Below are 17,125 nucleotides of genomic sequence, written 5' to 3' on the forward strand. Positions count from 1 at the left end.
CTCAAGAAATACGGGAGTCCTTGACATGGGGCCGCATAAGAGAAAAGCCCCCGTTTTGGGGGCTTATAATTCATTTTCATGCGGTAATTTTTTTTGCCACAGACTACATGGGTATGGGTAAAAAAACCGCACCTATGCTGAACGCCTGGCTCGAAAGGCGGCCTTTCCTTTTCTATGCGCCTTTCTGGAATGCCTCCCAGTCGGCCAGGAACGCGGCCAGCCCCTTGTCGGTCAGGGGATGCTGCATAAGCTGCATGATTGTCGAATACGGCAGGGTGATGACGTCCGCGCCGACCAACCCGGCTTCGAGCACATGCATGGGGTGGCGCACCGAGGCGACCAGGATCTTGGTGTCGAAGGCGTAATTGTCGAAGATGGTCCGCATCTGCTCCACGGCCTGCATGCCGGACTGGCTCAGACCGTCGAGCCGCCCCACGAAGGGCGACACGTAGGTGGCCCCGAGCTTGGCCGCCAGCAGGGCCTGGGTGGGCGAGAAGACCAGGGTTACGTTGGTCCGGATGCCGCGCTCGGTCAGTTCCCTGAGGGCCTTGAGCCCCTCGGGGATCATGGGAATCTTGACCACCACGTTGGTGCCGAAGGAGACCAGGTCCTTGGCTTCCTTGATCATCTCCTCATGGGCGGTGCCGATGACCTCCAGCGAGACCGGGCCGTCCACCATCTCGCAGATGCGCGCGGCCTGCCTGCGCCAGTCGCCGCCCTCACGGGACATGAGGGTGGGGTTGGTGGTCACGCCGTCGAGCAGGCCGAGTTCGCCCACTTCGCGGATCTGATCCAGGTTGGCGGTATCGAGAAAAAACTGCATTGGGTTCCTCCTAGGTGACCGGACAGGACGTTCCGGTTGTGATGAAGAGGCATAACATAAACAAAATAAAGTGAAAACCTCCTGCAAACGTTTTCACCACGTGCGCATTCTCCTTCCCCCCCGGCCCGGTTTCGTTTACATTGCCCCAATGACCAAGATGGAACCCGTCCGCATCATCGGGCTGCCGCCCGGCTCCCTCGTCCCGTCCGGTTCCGCCTCGGCGGCCCTGGCCGGGGCCGACCTGGTGGTAGGCGGCAAACGACTGCTCTCGGCCTGCCCGAACGAACTGATCCCGGCGCACGCCCACAGGCTGGCCATCACCGGCCCGCTCAAACCGATCATCGAAACCGTGCGCAAGACCGCCAACAAAGGGCGCAAGGTCGTGGTCCTGGCCGACGGCGACCCGCTCTTCTACGGCATCGGCAAACGGCTGGGCGAGGAGCTGGGCAGGGAAAACCTGATCATCGAGCCGAGCCTGTCCACGGTGCAGTTGGCCGCCGCCAAGCTGGCCCTGCCATGGCAGGACATGGATTTCGTCTCCCTGCACGGGCGTGACGACTATGCGCCGCTTTACGCGGCATTGGTCCGCGCGGACCTGATCGCGGTCTTCACCGATGCGGTGAACACGCCGGCCGAAGTGGCCCGCGCCCTGCAGGAACGCGGCGCGGACTGCTTCACCATGACCGTGCTCGAAAACCTGGGCGCGCCGGACGAACTCATCCGGCCCCTGACCCTGTGGGAAACCTGGGGCATGGAATTCGCGCCACTCAACATGGTCATCCTGGAACGGCAATATCCGCCGGAAATTCCTCTGTCGCTCGGCATCCCGGACCATTTCTACCTGCACCAGAAGAACCTGATCACCAAGCTGCCCGTGCGCGCGGCCGGGCTGGCCCATCTGGGCGTGGCCCCGGATTCCACGGTCTGGGACCTGGGCGCGGGTTGCGGATCCGTGGCCATCGAAGCGTCGCACCTGGCGAGGCGGGGCAGGGTCTTCGCCGTGGAACGGAACAAGACCCGGGCGGCCATGATCCGCGAAAACATCCGGCGCACCGGGGCATGGCTGGTGGACGTGATCCTCGGCGACATGCCCGAGGCGCTCAAGGACCTGCCCGAGCCGGACCGCATCTTCATCGGCGGGGGCCTGGGCGGCGAATCCAATCAGGACACCGCCCTGCTCGACACCGCCTGCCGCAAGCTCAGACCGCGCGGCCGCATCGTGGTCCACTGCATCCTGCTCGATTCCCTGCACACGGCCAAGGACCACTTCCAGGCCCAGGGCTGGCACTTCGGCGTGACCCAGCTTCAGGCCTCGGCAACGGACTCCCTGGCCGGGGACCTGCGCTTCAAGGCGCAGAATCCGGTCTTCGTGCTTTGGGCCGAAAAACCTTAGGGAGCCTTGCTTCCCGATTTTCCGAAAGGTTGCCGGCCCGGGCCGAAATAGCTCCCAACCAGCCTGTCGTAGGTGCCGTTCGCACGGATGGCCGCCAGCCCTTTGTTGAACCGGGCCAGGAGTTTCCGCGCGCCGGGATAGGCCTTGGAAACCATGAGGTGCTGCGGATTGAGGTTCCACGGCGTGGGCGTGGAGCCGAAGACGTGAGCCCGGGAGGGGAAAATGCGACGAATCAGGGTCCACCCCACCAGTTCGTCCTCGGCGAACAGGGCGGCGCGCAACTCCCACAGTCTGCGCACGCCCGAAGCCTCGCCGGGGGCGTAATCCACGGTAAGGCCCTTTTCCTTGAACGTCTCCTCATAGTAGTGGCCCGAGGTCCCGGCGATGACGTAACCGCGCAGGGCCTCAAGAGTGGTGTAGTCGAATTGGCCGAGCCGCCCTTTGAGATAGAAGAAGACGTTGCGGCAGACCCAGATGGTATCGCTGAACCAGGCATACTCGGCGCGCTGGGCGGTGCGCCCGTATGGATAGGTCCCAAAGGCCTCGCCCTCGCGGACCATCAGGGCGCACCGCCGCCAAGGGCGGAACAATATCCTCGTCTCCACCCCGACCTGGGCAAAAGCGGCCTGAACGATCTCGGTCAGCAGACCTGGCCGGGTTCCGTCGGTCACGATGTAGGGCGGGTAGTCGCCGGTAACCAGCACGACGGGTTCCCCGGCCCCGGCCGGGGCCGCAGCCAGGACCGGAAGCAGGAAGAAGAAGAACGCGGCAAGAAGGATGGATCGACAAGTCATGGGTCACGCTACCATGCCCGCGCGTTTTTTTCCGCTGTTTTTTACAGGGTTGGCACCTCGGCGCTGGCGGACCTGGGGCGCATGTATTACCCTGCCTCCCATGCCCCCTGCCCGTCCACCATCCCGCACCCCACCCGACGGACCGCCGAGCGCACCGCTCCGGGCGCTGGTCTCCTGGGCCCTGTACGACTGGGCCAACTCGGGCTTTGCGGCCCTGGTCCAAACCTTCGTCTTCGCCGCCTACTTCGCCCGGGCCGTGGCCGGGAACGAGACCCTGGGCACGGCATGGTGGGGAAACATGATGGGCGTGGCCGGGCTGGTCATCGGCCTGGGCGGGCCCGTGCTCGGGGCCGTGGCCGACCACACGGGCAGGCGTAAGCCGTGGCTGGCCGTCTTCACCACGCTGTGCATCGCGGCCACGGCGCTGCTGTGGTTCGTCCGGCCGGACCCCGCCTTTGTCCTGCCCGCCCTGGTCCTGGCCGGGATCGGGACCATCGGCAGCGAGTACGCCATGATCTTCTACAACTCCATGCTCCCCGACCTGGCCGAAAGGACGCGCATCGGCCGCTGGTCCGGCTGGGGCTGGGGGTTGGGCTACGCGGGCGGGCTGGTCCTGCTGGTCCTCGCCCTGTATGGTCTGGTCCGGGCGCCCGGCTGGTTCGGCATACCGCATCATGACGCCCTGAACGTGCGCGCGGTCATGCCCCTGACCGCCCTGTGGTACCTGGTCTTCTGCCTGCCCCTCTTCCTGTTCACCCCGGACACGCCGTCCGCGCGCGTTCCTCTCTCCCGCGCCGTTGCCGGGGCCGCGGCCCGGCTGCGCGGTTCGCTCAGGGACCTGCGCAACCACCGGCACATAGCCCTGTTTCTCCTGGCCCGCATGTTCTACAACGACGGGCTGACCACCATGTTCGCCTTCGGCGGCATCTATGCGGCTGCGACCTTCGGCATGGATTCAAGCGAGGTCATCGTCTTCGGCATCGGCCTGAACGTCACCGCCGGACTGGGCGCGGCTGCCTTCGCCTGGCTGGACGACCGGCTGGGGTCCCGGCGGACCATACTGCTCTCCCTCATGGGACTGGTGGTCCCGGGCACGGCCATTCTGCTGGTCAAAAGCAAAACCCTGTTCTGGATTTTCGGACTGGCCATCGGTATATTCGTAGGGCCGGTCCAGGCTTCGAGCCGGTCCTGGCTGGCCCACGCGGCCCCGGCGGAGGTACGCACCGAAATGTTCGGGCTCATGGCCCTGTCCGGCAAACTGACTTCGTTTCTCGGGCCATTTCTGGTGGGCTGGCTGACCCTGGCCACGAACAGCCAGCGGCTGGGCATGTCCGCCGTGATCGGGCTGCTGGCCGTCGGCCTGGCGGGCATGCTCTTCGTGCCCGAGGCGACCGCGCACGGGCGCGAACAAGACCGGGCGTGAACAACAAGGAGTGCATCATGTCGAATTTCCGTTTTGAATTGACCGACGGCGAGAAGCGGTACCTCAAGGACCTGGTGGTCCAATCCATCGCCTCTGGCCTCGGCCTGGGCGACGGCCCGTCCGCTCCGCCCGATCCGCCCACGGACAAGCTGCGCGAGCACCTGGGGGCCTTTGTCACCCTCAAGCTCCACGACAGGCTGCGCGGCTGCATCGGCAACGTCCGGGGATCGGGCGAGCTGTACCGCACGGTCTGGGAAATGGCCCGTTCGGCGGCCTTCCGCGACCCGCGCTTCCCGGCCGTGACCGAGGATGAATTCCACGCGCTGGAATACGAGATATCCATCCTCAGCCCCATCGAGCCGTGCCCGGACCCGGAGCTGGTCGAGGTCGGCCGCCACGGGCTGATCATGAGCCGGGGGATGCAGTCCGGCCTGCTCCTGCCCCAGGTGCCGGTGGAATGGCAATGGAACCGGGAGACCTTCCTGGCCCAGACTTGCGTCAAGGCCGGGTTGCCGAGCAACGCCTGGAAGGACCCGGACACCACCATTTTCTGGTTCGAGGCCGAAGTCTTCTGACGTAATGGCGCAACGCGGGGAATTCTCTCATCGACAGCGGTAGTTGTTGTCGTGTATAGAATCATTAAGGATGTAATTGTAGCCCCCCAGGCAGGACCGTCATGCCCGACACGGCCGACAAGGAAACAAACAATACCATCGCCCCTCCCGCAACCAAAGTCCTGAAGATGCCCGGCGTGCAGTTGCGCGTCGCTTTGGGAAAGGACGTGGTCATCCGGGTGCCGGGCGCGGAGCAGCCCTACCAAGGGCGCATTGTGGGCTTCGATCCCTATGAATACCTCATCGCCTCGGTCCGCCTGCCCGGCCGCATCCGTCGGCAGTTGAGCCTGGGCGGCCAGCTCATCGTCAAGTACATCCACCAGGGCACGGTCTACGGCTTCAAGACAACGACGTACAATACCGTCACATCACCCACCTCGCTGATCATCTTCGCCTACCCCACGGTCATCGAAAAGATGGAACTGCGAAGGGACCCCCGGACCAAATGCAACCTCGACGGCAAGATCCAAACCGAGAACGGTGAGTACGAATGCATGGTCGTCAACATCAGCGCCATGGGCTGCAAGGCCTCGGTCCGCGCCCGGGCGCGGGACCCCCTCGCCCGGCTCGAAGTGGGCGACACACTGGTGATCCTCGTCAATCTGGGTACCGAGGGCCCCCTCAAGCTGCCCATCGTTGTTCGGAACATCCAACGGGAACGCGGCTTGTACACCCTCGGGACCATGTTCCTCGACCCGAACGAGATCGAAGAGGAACGCATCGGCATCTATCTGGAAAGAATGCGCAGACTGACCTGCTAACCGACCGGACCCGACATGATAAAGAAAATCCCCATCACGGCGCTGAGGCCCGGCATGAATGTGGTCAAGGTGGCCAGTGACCAGTGGCACCATCTGCCCTATCTGTACTCGGAACCCGGCATCATCGAATCCGAACAGGACGTGGCCCGTCTGCTGGAGCTGGGCTACCAGGAAGCCTTCGTGGACACCGGAGACCAAGAGGGCATGTCCGAAGAAACCCCTCTGGCCCGGGTCGTCGCCGAGCGGAAGCATGACCGCGAACGTCCCGAGCGCGTCCCGTTCCGGGAAGCCATCTCCTCGGCCATGGTCACCTACGAGGACGCCATGACCCACGCCATGCAGATCGTCCAGGACGCCAAGCTCGGGCGCAAGATGGACTACGGCGCCTCGCTGGAGACGGCCAGCGCCATCGTCGAGTCGGCCGTATCCAATCCCGACACCCTGGTCTGTCTGGCCAAATTATCCGAATTCGACAACTATACCTACACCCACTGCATCAATGTGGCCGCCATCAGCGTGGTCTTCGGGGAGTACATCGGCATGCCCCGCGAAGAGCTTGTCCTGCTCGGCGTGGCCGGGATGATGCACGACCTGGGCAAGACCACGGTCCCGGCCCGGATCATCAACAAGCCCGGGCCCCTGACTCCGATCGAACGCGAGGAAATCCGCCGCCACCCCGAATATGGCTGCCGGATCCTGCAACGCAACAGCGAAATTCCGGCCAAGGTCATGCGGGGGGTCATGCACCACCACGAACGCCACAACGGTTCGGGCTACCCGGTGGGCCTGGCCCGCAAGGACATCCCGGCCTTTGCCCGCATTCTCTGCCTGGCCGACGTGTACGACGCCCTGACCTCGGACCGTTGCTACAAGAACGCCATCCTGCCCAACAAGGCGCTCGGCATCATGTACGGCATGCGCGACCAGGACTTCGATCCCACCGAGGTCCAATTGTTCATCAAGTGTCTGGGTATTTTCCCGGCGGGCAGTTTTGTCCGCCTGAACACGGGCGAATACGCCCTGGTCTTCGAGGCCAACTCGCGCGAACCTCTTCACCCGAAAATCCGAATCATCATGGACGCGGAGATGAAGCCCATCCGCACACGGGACGTGGACCTGACCACCCAGCCCGGGGACGGCGGGGCCATTGAGATACTGGAATGCGCCGATCCCTCATCCTACCGCAAGGACCTCATAAACTACCTGACCGCCCGCTGACCCACACCAAATGGAGCCCCCCCGATGCTGGACATGAACATATGGCTTGGCGTGATCGCGTTGACTATCCTACTCTACGGAACCAAATGGTGGCATGGCCGCGGCCGCAAGGTGAAAGTCTACCGCATCTCTCCGGAGTCCTTGAAACGGGCCAAAACGGTAGTCCTCTCCGTCCTGCTCCTGGTGGAGGACGGCGAGAGCTATCCCCTGGACGAAAGTCGGCTCGCCTATACCAAGGAAGACATCAAGAGCGCGGCCAAGATCATGGCCTACTATTTCTGGAAAAAACGCCGCGCGGAAGAGCTGGCGCGGGTCAAGCACTGCTTCGTGGCCCTGTCCCGATTCCAGGACGCCTCCCTGGACCTGGAGTCCCAGGAACGGCGGGCCGCCCGGGAGCACGTCCGGCTCGAACGCGAACTCAATTTCTACATGACCCACTCGCCCTTCAGCGCCCGGCGCGTCTAGGCGGTCAGTCCTCCCGCGGCGAGCCCGCGCGAATCTCAGCGAAGCGTTCCTTGAGCCGACCCAGGATGTAGTCGTACCCTTCGGGCGTATGCGGGATCAGGCAAGTGGTGCAGTCCTTGACCCCGGAATCGAGAATCACGTAGTTGCCGCCGCACTCCTCCAGGAAATAAAGTGGGCAGAAGCAGAACAGGCAGTTGAACCGCTCCGGACTCCTGGTCTTGTGGCAGGGAAAATACTCGCAGTCCGTATTGCGGAAAAAACGATGGCTGTTCTTCATATCAGCGGAACTGTACCTGCTTGGCGGGCGGCTCGCAATCCTCATCGCCCGGGAACTCGGCGAAGGGGAAGGGCCGCTGGTTGTCGTTCAGGGTGGCGTAGCGCATGATCCGGTAGCCATACTGCGAAAGGCCGTTGCAAAAGCGGCGAAGCGGCTCGCTGCGCTTCCGGACCGCGAGCAGGTAGCCGTACTGGAACAGGGTGGACACCTCGACTATCAGGGTCAGGACCTCGAAAAAGACGAGGCAGACCAGGGTGATGATGAAACGCTTCAGAATATCGCCCCTGCCGACGGTGGTAACGCGGGTTTCCGTGGACATATCTTACCCTCCGGTTGCGGTTCGTTGCCATGAACCCTACCCCATCCCGGCCGTTCTGTACAATCGCCCGAACGCCGGCCCCGGCTCCTTCCCTTTTCAAAACCGCGCTTTATCCGTAGGCTAAAAGAACAACCGCAACCCAAAAAGGAGTTCCATGATCGAAGATACGAACCTGGCCATATACATTTCCGGCATCACCCTGCTGGCTCTGCTGGTCTATCTTTGGCTGCACATCAGGGTGACCTCCTTCAAGGAAAGCCGCGTCCGCCGCATCAAACACTTGCTCAAAGACCCGGAGACCCGAGCGGCCATGCCCACCGAGGTTTTGTCCGACCAGGAAGAGCGGCAGGACCGGCGCGACATCATCAAAGGCGTCCAGTCCCGATTCACCATCATCCGCAGGACATTGATCCTGTGTGTGTTCGCGGCCTGGGGCGTGGCCCTGACCTTCCCGTTCATCGGCAAGCTGCCGAGCACCATGTTGTCCATCCTCATCGCCGTGACCACGGCCGTGGTCGGCATCGCGGCCCGCCCCCTGGTGGAGAACATGATCTCCGGCATCGTCATCAGCTTCTCCAAACAACTGCGCGTGGGCGACACCCTGATGATGGACGGCCAATACGGCACGGTGGAGGACATCTCCATCACCCACACCAAGATCAAGACCTGGGACTGGAAGCGGTATGTCATCCCCAACAGCCGCATGCTCAACAAGGAGTTCATCAACCTGACCCTGAACGACTCCCTGCTCTGGGCCTACCTGGAATTCTCCGTCTCCTACGACGCGGACCTGGAGGAAGTCAGCGATATCGCCACCCGCGTGGCCGGGGAGAGCCAACACCACAACGCCCAGGAACCGCCGCAATTCTGGGTCATGCGCATGGACCAGGAGAGCGTGACCTGCTGGGTGGCCGCCTGGGCCGACTCCCCGTCCGAGGCCTGGAATCTCAAGAGCGACATCGCGATCCAACTCATCCGGGAATTCCGCAAACGCGGCATCCCCACCCACATGAACCAGGTCCACCTGAACACCGTTCCGGCCCCGGCCTGACCGTGCGGGATTCCAGGAATCCCAACCTTTCTTGCAATACAGGGCTGGACAAGATGGGCTGGCTCACGCAGAATCTCATTTTCCAGGCATCCGAGCAGACATCCGCACTCACACCCGAAGCGGCTCACCATTAACCGGTAATGATAACTATGCGATTCAACAACCTATCGGTCAAAGTCCGCCTGGCCATCGGCTTCTCCCTCCTGTCCCTGATCTTCATCGCCTTCGCGCTGTTCCAGAACCGGGCCGTGGACAACCTGGCCCGGCTGCAAGAGATCGAGACGGCGAGCACGGAGGAAATGACCGCCCTTCTCGAGCTGGATTCCCGCCTGGAAGCCATCAACGGCTATTTCGCCCACGCCTTGCTCCACCAGGACGCCGCCGCGACCCGAAAAGAGGTGGCGGGCATGCGCGCCCAGGCCGAACAGGATCTCAAGCTGGTGGAATCCCTGGGCGCGGCGCTCGGCATGCGGGAGAACGTGGACCGCCTGTCCGCGTCCTATGAAAGCCTCCTCCGCCTGATGGAAAAGGACCTCGTCACCCTGCTTGAAGGCAACGACACGAGCCGGTTGCGCCTCTACTCCATGGGCGGGCGCATGGACAAGCTCTTCCGGGCGGCCATGGACGAAGTGGACGCCCTGCTCAAGGAATTGAGCACACAGATTGAGGAACGGCATGCCCAGTTCAAAAGCACCCGGAGCGAATTGCGCCGAGGCACCCTCCTGTCCGCCGCAGTCGGGGTGGGCGCGGCCATCATCCTGTCGCTGATCATGGGGCTGGGCATCTCGCGCCCGGCCAACAAAGCCCTGGCCTACGCCCGGGAGATAGCCAAGGGCAACTTCCAGGCCAAACTCGACGTCCATCAGAATGACGAGATCGGACGGCTGTGCGCGTCCCTGGTCAGCGTCACCGACGCGCTCAAGGACATGTCCCGCCGCTTCGAGGAGACCGCCGAGGCCATCGTGGTCGGCAAATTGCGGACCACGGCCCCCGCCGACGGCCTCTCGGGCGACTACGCGCGCATCCTGGGCCGAAGCAACGAGATCGCCGAGGCACTGGTTCGCTACCTGGACACGATCCCCCTTCCGGTCATGACCATGGACACGGACCTGAACGTCCTCTTTCTGAACGAGACCGGCCGGACCCTGGGCGGCTTTGCGGACCACACCGCCTACCGCACGGTCAAGTGCCACGACATTTTCAAGACCTCGGACTGCCATACCGAGAACTGCGCCAGCACCACCTGCATGCGTACCGGCAAGATGGAGACCTCGGAAACCGACGCCCATCCCCAGGACATGAACCTGGACATCAAGTACACGGGCAAGCCCATCCTCGACGCCCAAGGCCATGTGGTCGGCGCGGTGGAAATCGTGGTCGATCAAACCGGGATAATGACCCTGCAACGCAAGAATGCGCACCTGGCCCGCCAGGCGGCGGGCATCTCCCACACTCTGGCCGAGGCGTCCTCCACCCTCGGGAGCCAGGTGGAACAGGCCAGCCAGGGCACCCAGGTGCAGAGCGACCGAACCACCGAGACGGCCACGGCCATGGAACAGATGAACGCCACGGTCCTCGAAGTTGCCCGCAACGCAAGCCGGGCCGCCGAGAACACCTCCCAGACCCGGATCAAGGCTGGCGAGGGGGCCGAAGTGGTCAACCATGTGGTCACGGCCATCCGCGAACTGCAGGAGCACGCCGACCGGCTCAAGACGGACATGACTGACCTGGGCCGGCAGACGGACTCCATCGGAAGCATCATCGAGGTCATCTCGGACATCGCGGACCAGACCAACCTGCTGGCGCTCAACGCGGCCATCGAAGCGGCCCGCGCAGGCGAGGCGGGCCGAGGCTTCGCCGTGGTCGCCGACGAAGTCCGCAAGCTGGCCGAAAAGACCATGACCGCCACCACCGAGGTGAACAACGCCATCAGCGCCATCCAGAAAGCCAGCCGGACGAACATCGCCTCCACGGAAACGGCGGCCCAGGCCGTGGGCGAAAGCACCAAGCTGGCCGACCGGGCCCTGGCCATGCTTGACGAGATCGTGGCCTACTCCGACGACTCCTCGGAACAGGTCCAGTCCATCGCCGCAGCCTCCGAGGAGCAGTCCGCCGCGGCCGAGGAGATCAACCGGGCCACCGAGGACATCAACCGCGTCTCCAACGAGACCAGCCAGTCCATGACCCACGCCGCCGCCTCCGTGGGCGACCTCCAGCGCATGGTCATCCAACTCGACGAACTCATCCAGCAAATGGTCGCCTGAGTCCTGAGACACAAAATACAAAAAGACACCCCCGCCGGAAACGACGGGGGTGTTTTTCTAGGAAGTGTCCCTTGCTCCCTAAAGGGAAAAATCGGGCGCTGAAAGCCGCTTTGCGTCGGGATTCCCGACGACTTTACCGCTGGCACAGCCTCGTCCCGCCACGCGATTCATTGCTTGCGGACGGGGAGTCGGATCGGCCATCTCACCGTTTTTTTGGGCCGCTCGCGCCCGGGACGGCCCCGACGGGTCAGACGCCCAGCCACTGGACCCACAGCTTGCGGGACCTCGGGCCGTCGAATTCGCAGAAATAGATCTTCTGCCAGGTCCCGAGCCGGATGTCGCCGTCCTCCACGATGACAAGCTGGTCGCAGCCGAACAGCGAGGACTTGATGTGCGCATCCGAGTTGCCTTCGGCATGACGGTAGTCGCCGTTGCGGGGCACAAGCTTGTCCATGTTCACCAGGATGTCGCGGACCACGTCCGGATCCGCCCCCTCATTGACCGTCACGGCGCCCGTGGTATGCGGGCAGTAGAGGAGCAGGGCCCCGTCCGTCCAGGCGTTTTCACGGAGCATCCGGCGCACGGCCGGGGTGATGTCCAGGAGCTCCTCGCGGTCGTGCGTGTCCACTTCCAGAATGTGCATGGGTTCCCTCCCGGCGCGTCAGGCGCGGTACATGTGCCGAAAATTTTCGTCGTAGAGCAGGGACCGGGCTTTGCCCGTGTCCTCGCGGCCCTGGCCGGGCAGGACCAGGAACACGGTCTGGCGGGTGAAAGCGTTGCCCCGGGCGGTCTCGGCCAGTACGCCCAGTTCGGTCTCGACCACCTTCTCGTCGGGCCAGCCAACGCGAAAAGCCATGACCACCAAGGTGGCCGCGTCCAATCCCCCGGCCAGCAGTTCCCGCTGCACCCCCTCGGGGTCACCCGCCGACAGGTAGATGCACATGGCCGCACCATGGGCCGCGAGGTCGCGCAGGGCTTCGCCCTCGGGCACCGGCGTCTTGCCCGCCAGCCGAGTGAAGATCAGCGTCTGGGTCACCTCGGGCACGGTATACGAGCGCTTGGCGGCGGCCGCCGCCGCGAACCCGGAGGTCACGCCCGGCACCACCTCGTAAGAAATTCCGGCCGCGTCCAGCAGGGCCATCTGCTCGCGGATGGCCCCGTACAGCGACGGGTCGCCGGTGTGCACCCGGGCCACCGTGCCGCCCGCGGCCACGGTCTCGGCCATGATCGCGTGGGTCTGCGCCAGGGTCATGGGCGCGGAATCGGCCACCCGCGCCCCGTCCCCGGCTCCGGCCACCACTTCGGCGGGCACCAGGGACCCGGCATAGAGCACCAGGTCGGCTTCGGCGATGAGCCGCCGCCCCTTCACGGTCAACAGCTCCGGATCGCCCGGCCCGGCCCCGATGAAATAGACGTCCGCCATCACAGCACCCTGCACAGGTAGTCGGGGTTCTGGCGCAGACCGTTCACCGCGATGAGCGCGCACGCCTCGGCGTCCGAGGCCGCGTTGTGATGATTCAATTCGATGCCCAGGAACTCGCACACGCTGGGCAGCTTGTTCGAGGCCAGTTCCCAGGTCTTGCGCGCCAGTTGCACCGTGCACAAGAACGGCTGTTCCGGCGCGGCCCTGCCGGATTCCCGGCAGCAGGTGTACAGCACCGACTTATCGAAGGCCGCGTTGTGGGCTACGATGAAGTCCGCGCCCGCAAAGAACGGCTCCAGTTCGGGCCACAGGTCGCCGAAACTCGGCTCGTCACAAACGTCCGACCAGTGGATGCCGTGCACCCGGACGCAAAAGGGGTTGAACTTGGCCCTGGGCGGGCGGATCAAGCGGTAGTCCCGGGCCACGATCTCGCCCCGATCCACCACCACGATGCCCAATGCGCAAGCCGAATCCCGCTTGGGATCCGCCGTCTCGAAATCAATGGCCACAAACCGCACGTCGTCCAATGTGGGCATAAAGCGCCTCCGGCGGCCGGGGGAAGGGGAGGGAAAACCCTTTGAAAAGGGTTCTTCCCTCCCCTTCCCCCGGACCCCCATCCCCTCCTTTTCCTAAACTTTTTATCGCCCGCCGACGGCGGGGAGGGAACTCGGGGGTGGGTCAGTTTCTCAGGTTATGTCAAAATATCGTTCATGCCGCACCCTCCTGCGCCCGCACGAACCTGCCGAAGGCACACAAAAAGTTTGGAAGGGGGGTCCAGGGGGGAAACTTTTTCAAAAGTTTCCCCCTGGCCGCCGGAGGCATTCTTCTCTAAAAACCGTCTTCCAGCGGCGGCCAGACCAAGGCCTGGGTATCCACGTCCGCACCGGCCGGGGGCTGAACGGCCAGTTTGCGGCAGGNCCGGGGGAAGGGGAGGGAAAACCCTTTGAAAAGGGTTCTTCCCTCCCCTTCCCCCGGACCCCCATCCCCTCCTTTTCCTAAACTTTTTATCGCCCGCCGACGGCGGGGAGGGAACTCGGGGGTGGGTCAGTTTCTCAGGTTATGTCAAAATATCGTTCATGCCGCACCCTCCTGCGCCCGCACGAACCTGCCGAAGGCACACAAAAAGTTTGGAAGGGGGGTCCAGGGGGGAAACTTTTTCAAAAGTTTCCCCCTGGCCGCCGGAGGCATTCTTCTCTAAAAACCGTCTTCCAGCGGCGGCCAGACCAAGGCCTGGGTATCCACGTCCGCACCGGCCGGGGGCTGAACGGCCAGTTTGCGGCAGGCCGGTTTGAGATGCACGAACCGGCCGCGCATTTCCAATCGGCCTTCGGCCAGCCATTGCAGGGCCTGGGGGTAGATGCGGTGTTCCAGCTTGAGGATGCGCGCCCCCAGCGCGTTTCCGTCCTCGCCCGCCAGGCTCGGCACGGCGGCCTGGATAATGACCGGCCCGTGGTCCATCTGCTCGTCCACAAAGTGCACGGTGCAGCCGGAAATCTTGACCCCGTAGTCGGCGGCGTCGGCCTGGCCGTGCACGCCGGGGAAACTGGGCAGCAAAGCCGGATGGATGTTGACCACGCGACCCCGGAACGGCTCCAGGAAAACCGGGGTGACGATGCGCATAAACCCGGCCATGACCACCACGCCGGTCTCGTTCACGCCCGATTCGCGGATGGCCCGGACCATTTCCTCATCGAACGCCTCGCGGGAACTGAAATCCGTATGCAGCAGCACGCGAGTGGGAATATCGTGGTCGCGCGCCCGGGTCAGGCCGACGGCGTCGGCCTTGTTGGACACCACCACTTTGATCTCGGCGTCGAGCATGCCCGCTTCGATGCGGTCGATGATGGATTGCAGGTTGGACCCGCCCCCGGACACGAGGACGGCGATGGGCATTGGCATGGAAGCTCCCTTGGATGGTTGAAAACGGCGGGGTTTCCCCGCCCCCGAACTTGGCCCAAAGCGCGCGCTTTTTCAAGGCCGTATTTCCGCTCCGGGCGGGGCCGGTCCCGGAGACGAAGCGGTGTCCCCTTTACCGCTTGCCCAAAAAGCATGGCAAAAAAATTCGCCATGCGGTACAAATTTGCAAATAGTATTACCGACGCGACGTTGCTTTCGAGGCCGAAGCCTTGGAGGGAACCGCCTCACATACCCCAGGAGGGCAGCCATGGCAGGCAAGTTCGAACGAAAACAGGCAAAGGACGGGCAGTGGATGTTCAACCTCAAAGCGGGCAACGGACAGGTCATTCTGACCAGCGAACTCTACACCACCAAGGCGGCCTGCGACAACGGCATCGCCAGCGTGCGGACGAACAGCCCCCTGGACGAACGCTACGAGCGCAAGGAGTCGAAGAGCGCTCAACCCTACTTCGTGCTCAAGGCCGCCAACCATCAGATTATCGGCGTGAGCGAGATGTATTCTTCCAAATCGGCCATGGAAAACGGCATAGAATCGGTCAAGATCAACGGCCAGACCTCGGACATCGTGGACGTTTAACCGTTCTCCCCAAAGGGAGCCGCTATGCCCAGCGCCCTTTTCGCAGACGAAACGCCGCGTAGCGGGGGAAGACCGCGCCGCAGGCGCAAAAGGGGATGCAAGGGGGCGAGCCCTTGTCCGCCGGAGGCAAAATCACCTGATTTTCGTCAGGAAGCGGCTTTCAACGTCTGAGGTATCTTCAGGGAGCTCACGGCTCGTTGCCCAAAAAAAAGGACCGACACGCAATAACGCGTCGGTCCTTTTTGGTCGTGTTGCGCGGCTAGCGGCCGCCAGCGTCCTTGAGCAGCGCGTCCACCAGGCCGGGGATGGTGTAGTCCTCGGGCTCGATGGCCGGGGTCAGGCCGAACCGCCGGACCGTGTCGGAAGTGATCGGGCCGATGGAAGCGATCCGCACATCCGGGTAGGCTTTAAAGGCATCCGCCGGGACCAGTTCGAAGAAGTTCTCCACCGTACTCGACGAGGTGAAGGTCACATAGCGGATATCGCCCGCGCCGAGCGCCTCCATGATTTCGTCGCCGGAGGCCTGGCCCAACCGAGTTTCGTAGACCGGCAGGACCGTGACGTTGCAACCAGCCGCCTTGAGTTCGCGAGGCAGGACCTCGCGGGCCTCCTTGGCGCGGGGGATAAGCACGTCCGACCCTTGGACGCCGCGTTCAAGCAGCCCTTTGACCACATGTTCGGCCACGTATTTTTCAGGAATGAAGTCCGGCTCGATGCCGCGCGCCCGCAGCTCGTCCGCCGTGGCCGGGCCGATGGCCGCGATCTGCATGCCGCCGAAGATGCGCGCATCCAGGCCGATGGCCCGAAGCTGCCGCCAGAAATATTTGACGCCGTTGACCGAGGTGAAGATCACCCACTGGTAGCGGGCCAGTTGCAGGATGGCGGTCTCGACCTCGGCGTAGTCGTCCAGCGGCTCCACCGAGATGGTCGGGAACTCGCGCACGCACGCGCCATGCCCGCGCAACACGCCCACCAGGCCCGAGGCCTGTTCCCGGGCGCGGGTGACAATAACGCCTTGCCCGAGCAGGGGCTTCTTTTCGAACCAGCCGAGCTTGTCGTGCAGGGAGCAAACGCCGCCCACGATAATGATGGACGGGGCCTTCCAATTGCGCGCCTGCGCGTCCGCCGCCACACGGTCCAGGGTGGACACGAACGAGGTCTGGTTGCAGCGCGTACCCCAGCGGACCAGCGCCACCGGGGTGTCGGCCGCCCGGCCGTTGTCCATGAGATTCTTGGCGATCATGGGCAGGTTGCCCACGCCCATGTAGAAGACGAGCGTGGAGGTGGACTGCCCGTACACGGCCCAGTTGTGGCCCGATTCGCTTTTCGTCGGGTCCTCGTGGCCGGTGATGAAGCAGACCGAAGTGGTGAAGTCGCGATGGGTCACCGGGATGCCCGCGTAAGCGGCCGCGGCCACGCCCGCGGTGATGCCGGGCACGACCTCGAAGTCGATACCCGCTTCCACAAGCTCCTCGCCCTCTTCGCCGCCGCGCCCGAAAACGTAGGGGTCGCCGCCCTTGAGCCGACAGATGATCTTGCCGGACCGGGCCTTCTCCACGATCAGATCGTTGATCTTGTCCTGGGGCAGGGTGTGCTCGCCGCCCTTCTTGCCCACGTACAGGACTTCGCAATCGGGCTTGCACCACTTCAAGAATTCAGCGTTGGCCAGATAGTCGTAGATCATCACGTCGCACGACTCGATGATCTCCTTGGCCCGCAATGTGAGCATGCCCGGATCACCGGGGCCCGCGCCGACGAGGAATACGTTTGCCATATGATTTGCCTCCGGCGGCCAGGGAACCTTTT

18 protein-coding genes are annotated in these 17,125 nt (G+C 63.7%); 9 read left to right on the top strand and 9 right to left on the bottom strand.

Annotation, left to right across the window (positions count from 1 at the left end):
- Nucleotides 1-172 precede the first annotated feature (172 nt).
- Nucleotides 173-823: a fructose-6-phosphate aldolase gene (gene fsa / locus J0909_RS15170; protein WP_207264128.1), complete on the bottom strand. Its 651-nt coding sequence runs from the start codon at nt 821-823 to the stop codon at nt 173-175.
- 148 nt (nt 824-971) lie between these two features.
- Between fsa and cbiE the strand changes: the two genes are divergently transcribed.
- The gene (gene cbiE / locus J0909_RS15175; protein WP_207264129.1) at nt 972-2,216 is read left to right on the top strand and encodes a precorrin-6y C5,15-methyltransferase (decarboxylating) subunit CbiE; all 1,245 of its coding nucleotides are present in this window, start codon (nt 972-974) and stop codon (nt 2,214-2,216) included.
- On the opposite strand, the gene J0909_RS15180 is transcribed toward cbiE, so the two are convergent.
- Nucleotides 2,213-3,010, bottom strand: a complete 798-nt coding sequence (locus J0909_RS15180) for a substrate-binding periplasmic protein (RefSeq protein WP_207264131.1) — start codon at nt 3,008-3,010, stop codon at nt 2,213-2,215. The genes cbiE and J0909_RS15180 overlap by 4 nt on opposite strands.
- A 100-nt stretch (nt 3,011-3,110) precedes the next feature.
- On the opposite strand from J0909_RS15180, the gene J0909_RS15185 reads away from it, so the two are divergent.
- From J0909_RS15185 to J0909_RS15205, 5 genes are all read left to right on the top strand, one after another.
- Nucleotides 3,111-4,433: an MFS transporter gene (locus J0909_RS15185; RefSeq protein ID WP_207264132.1), complete on the top strand. Its 1,323-nt coding sequence runs from the start codon at nt 3,111-3,113 to the stop codon at nt 4,431-4,433.
- Between the two features lie 17 nt (nt 4,434-4,450).
- On the top strand, nt 4,451-5,008 hold the full coding sequence (amrA, locus tag J0909_RS15190; protein ID WP_207264133.1) for an AmmeMemoRadiSam system protein A: 558 nt from the start codon (nt 4,451-4,453) through the stop codon (nt 5,006-5,008).
- Nucleotides 5,009-5,109: 101 nt separating this feature from the next.
- Nucleotides 5,110-5,808, top strand: coding sequence for a flagellar brake protein (locus J0909_RS15195; RefSeq protein WP_207264134.1), 699 nt, complete (start codon nt 5,110-5,112; stop codon nt 5,806-5,808).
- Nucleotides 5,809-5,823: 15 nt separating this feature from the next.
- Nucleotides 5,824-7,026: an HD-GYP domain-containing protein gene (locus tag J0909_RS15200; RefSeq protein ID WP_207264135.1), complete on the top strand. Its 1,203-nt coding sequence runs from the start codon at nt 5,824-5,826 to the stop codon at nt 7,024-7,026.
- Between the two features lie 33 nt (nt 7,027-7,059).
- A complete protein-coding gene (locus J0909_RS15205) occupies nt 7,060-7,491 on the top strand; it encodes a hypothetical protein (protein ID WP_286182068.1) in 432 nt (143 codons plus the stop codon).
- 4 nt (nt 7,492-7,495) lie between these two features.
- On the opposite strand, the gene J0909_RS15210 is transcribed toward J0909_RS15205, so the two are convergent.
- Nucleotides 7,496-7,768, bottom strand: coding sequence for a cysteine-rich small domain-containing protein (locus J0909_RS15210; RefSeq protein ID WP_207264137.1), 273 nt, complete (start codon nt 7,766-7,768; stop codon nt 7,496-7,498).
- Nucleotide 7,769: 1 nt separating this feature from the next.
- Nucleotides 7,770-8,087, bottom strand: coding sequence for a DUF4389 domain-containing protein (locus tag J0909_RS15215; protein ID WP_207264138.1), 318 nt, complete (start codon nt 8,085-8,087; stop codon nt 7,770-7,772).
- 154 nt (nt 8,088-8,241) lie between these two features.
- Here J0909_RS15215 and J0909_RS15220 point away from each other — a divergent pair, with 154 nt between their 5' ends.
- Nucleotides 8,242-9,138, top strand: a complete 897-nt coding sequence (locus J0909_RS15220) for a mechanosensitive ion channel family protein (RefSeq protein WP_207264139.1) — start codon at nt 8,242-8,244, stop codon at nt 9,136-9,138.
- A 149-nt stretch (nt 9,139-9,287) separates the two neighbouring features.
- Nucleotides 9,288-11,402 (top strand): methyl-accepting chemotaxis protein, encoded by a 2,115-nt coding sequence (locus tag J0909_RS15225; RefSeq protein ID WP_207264141.1) that lies wholly within the window; start codon nt 9,288-9,290, stop codon nt 11,400-11,402.
- A gap of 247 nt (nt 11,403-11,649) precedes the next feature.
- Here J0909_RS15225 and J0909_RS15230 read toward each other — a convergent pair whose 3' ends face one another.
- From J0909_RS15230 to purN, 4 genes are all read right to left on the bottom strand, one after another.
- Nucleotides 11,650-12,045: a secondary thiamine-phosphate synthase enzyme YjbQ gene (locus J0909_RS15230; RefSeq protein ID WP_207264143.1), complete on the bottom strand. Its 396-nt coding sequence runs from the start codon at nt 12,043-12,045 to the stop codon at nt 11,650-11,652.
- An 18-nt stretch (nt 12,046-12,063) separates the two neighbouring features.
- A complete protein-coding gene (gene cobM / locus J0909_RS15235) occupies nt 12,064-12,825 on the bottom strand; it encodes a precorrin-4 C(11)-methyltransferase (protein WP_207264145.1) in 762 nt (253 codons plus the stop codon).
- Nucleotides 12,825-13,361 carry a 3'-5' exonuclease gene (locus J0909_RS15240; RefSeq protein ID WP_207264147.1) on the bottom strand — a complete coding sequence of 179 codons (537 nt, stop codon included), beginning with the start codon at nt 13,359-13,361 and terminating at the stop codon, nt 12,825-12,827. Before J0909_RS15240 ends, cobM begins: the two co-directional genes overlap by 1 nt.
- A 658-nt stretch (nt 13,362-14,019) precedes the next feature.
- Nucleotides 14,020-14,724 carry a phosphoribosylglycinamide formyltransferase gene (purN, locus tag J0909_RS15245; RefSeq protein WP_207264149.1) on the bottom strand — a complete coding sequence of 235 codons (705 nt, stop codon included), beginning with the start codon at nt 14,722-14,724 and terminating at the stop codon, nt 14,020-14,022.
- A 265-nt stretch (nt 14,725-14,989) separates the two neighbouring features.
- Between purN and J0909_RS15250 the strand changes: the two genes are divergently transcribed.
- The gene (locus tag J0909_RS15250; protein WP_207264150.1) at nt 14,990-15,319 is read left to right on the top strand and encodes a YegP family protein; all 330 of its coding nucleotides are present in this window, start codon (nt 14,990-14,992) and stop codon (nt 15,317-15,319) included.
- A 259-nt stretch (nt 15,320-15,578) separates the two neighbouring features.
- Here J0909_RS15250 and cobA read toward each other — a convergent pair whose 3' ends face one another.
- Nucleotides 15,579-17,093, bottom strand: coding sequence for a uroporphyrinogen-III C-methyltransferase (cobA, locus tag J0909_RS15255; RefSeq protein ID WP_207264151.1), 1,515 nt, complete (start codon nt 17,091-17,093; stop codon nt 15,579-15,581).
- Between the last annotated feature and the right edge of the window lie 32 nt (nt 17,094-17,125).

Source organism: Desulfovibrio sp. Huiquan2017 (genome assembly GCF_017351175.1).
Taxonomy (GTDB): Bacteria; Desulfobacterota; Desulfovibrionia; order Desulfovibrionales; family Desulfovibrionaceae; genus Pseudodesulfovibrio.

Bases quoted from the DNA above. Each gene is read 5' to 3' on its own strand.
- J0909_RS15240 (WP_207264147.1), bottom strand. From the start codon at position 13,361: ATGCCCACATTGGACGACGTGCGGTTTGTGGCCATTGATTTCGAGACG.
- amrA (WP_207264133.1), top strand. From the start codon at position 4,451: ATGTCGAATTTCCGTTTTGAATTGACCGACGGCGAGAAGCGGTACCTC.
- cobA (WP_207264151.1), bottom strand. From the start codon at position 17,093: ATGGCAAACGTATTCCTCGTCGGCGCGGGCCCCGGTGATCCGGGCATG.
- cobM (WP_207264145.1), bottom strand. From the start codon at position 12,825: ATGGCGGACGTCTATTTCATCGGGGCCGGGCCGGGCGATCCGGAGCTG.
- cbiE (WP_207264129.1), top strand. From the start codon at position 972: ATGACCAAGATGGAACCCGTCCGCATCATCGGGCTGCCGCCCGGCTCC.
- J0909_RS15195 (WP_207264134.1), top strand. From the start codon at position 5,110: ATGCCCGACACGGCCGACAAGGAAACAAACAATACCATCGCCCCTCCC.
- J0909_RS15220 (WP_207264139.1), top strand. From the start codon at position 8,242: ATGATCGAAGATACGAACCTGGCCATATACATTTCCGGCATCACCCTG.
- purN (WP_207264149.1), bottom strand. From the start codon at position 14,724: ATGCCAATGCCCATCGCCGTCCTCGTGTCCGGGGGCGGGTCCAACCTG.
- J0909_RS15250 (WP_207264150.1), top strand. From the start codon at position 14,990: ATGGCAGGCAAGTTCGAACGAAAACAGGCAAAGGACGGGCAGTGGATG.
- J0909_RS15200 (WP_207264135.1), top strand. From the start codon at position 5,824: ATGATAAAGAAAATCCCCATCACGGCGCTGAGGCCCGGCATGAATGTG.
- fsa (WP_207264128.1), bottom strand. From the start codon at position 823: ATGCAGTTTTTTCTCGATACCGCCAACCTGGATCAGATCCGCGAAGTG.
- J0909_RS15180 (WP_207264131.1), bottom strand. From the start codon at position 3,010: ATGACTTGTCGATCCATCCTTCTTGCCGCGTTCTTCTTCTTCCTGCTT.
- J0909_RS15210 (WP_207264137.1), bottom strand. From the start codon at position 7,768: ATGAAGAACAGCCATCGTTTTTTCCGCAATACGGACTGCGAGTATTTT.
- J0909_RS15205 (WP_286182068.1), top strand. From the start codon at position 7,060: ATGAACATATGGCTTGGCGTGATCGCGTTGACTATCCTACTCTACGGA.
- J0909_RS15225 (WP_207264141.1), top strand. From the start codon at position 9,288: ATGCGATTCAACAACCTATCGGTCAAAGTCCGCCTGGCCATCGGCTTC.
- J0909_RS15215 (WP_207264138.1), bottom strand. From the start codon at position 8,087: ATGTCCACGGAAACCCGCGTTACCACCGTCGGCAGGGGCGATATTCTG.
- J0909_RS15230 (WP_207264143.1), bottom strand. From the start codon at position 12,045: ATGCACATTCTGGAAGTGGACACGCACGACCGCGAGGAGCTCCTGGAC.
- J0909_RS15185 (WP_207264132.1), top strand. From the start codon at position 3,111: ATGCCCCCTGCCCGTCCACCATCCCGCACCCCACCCGACGGACCGCCG.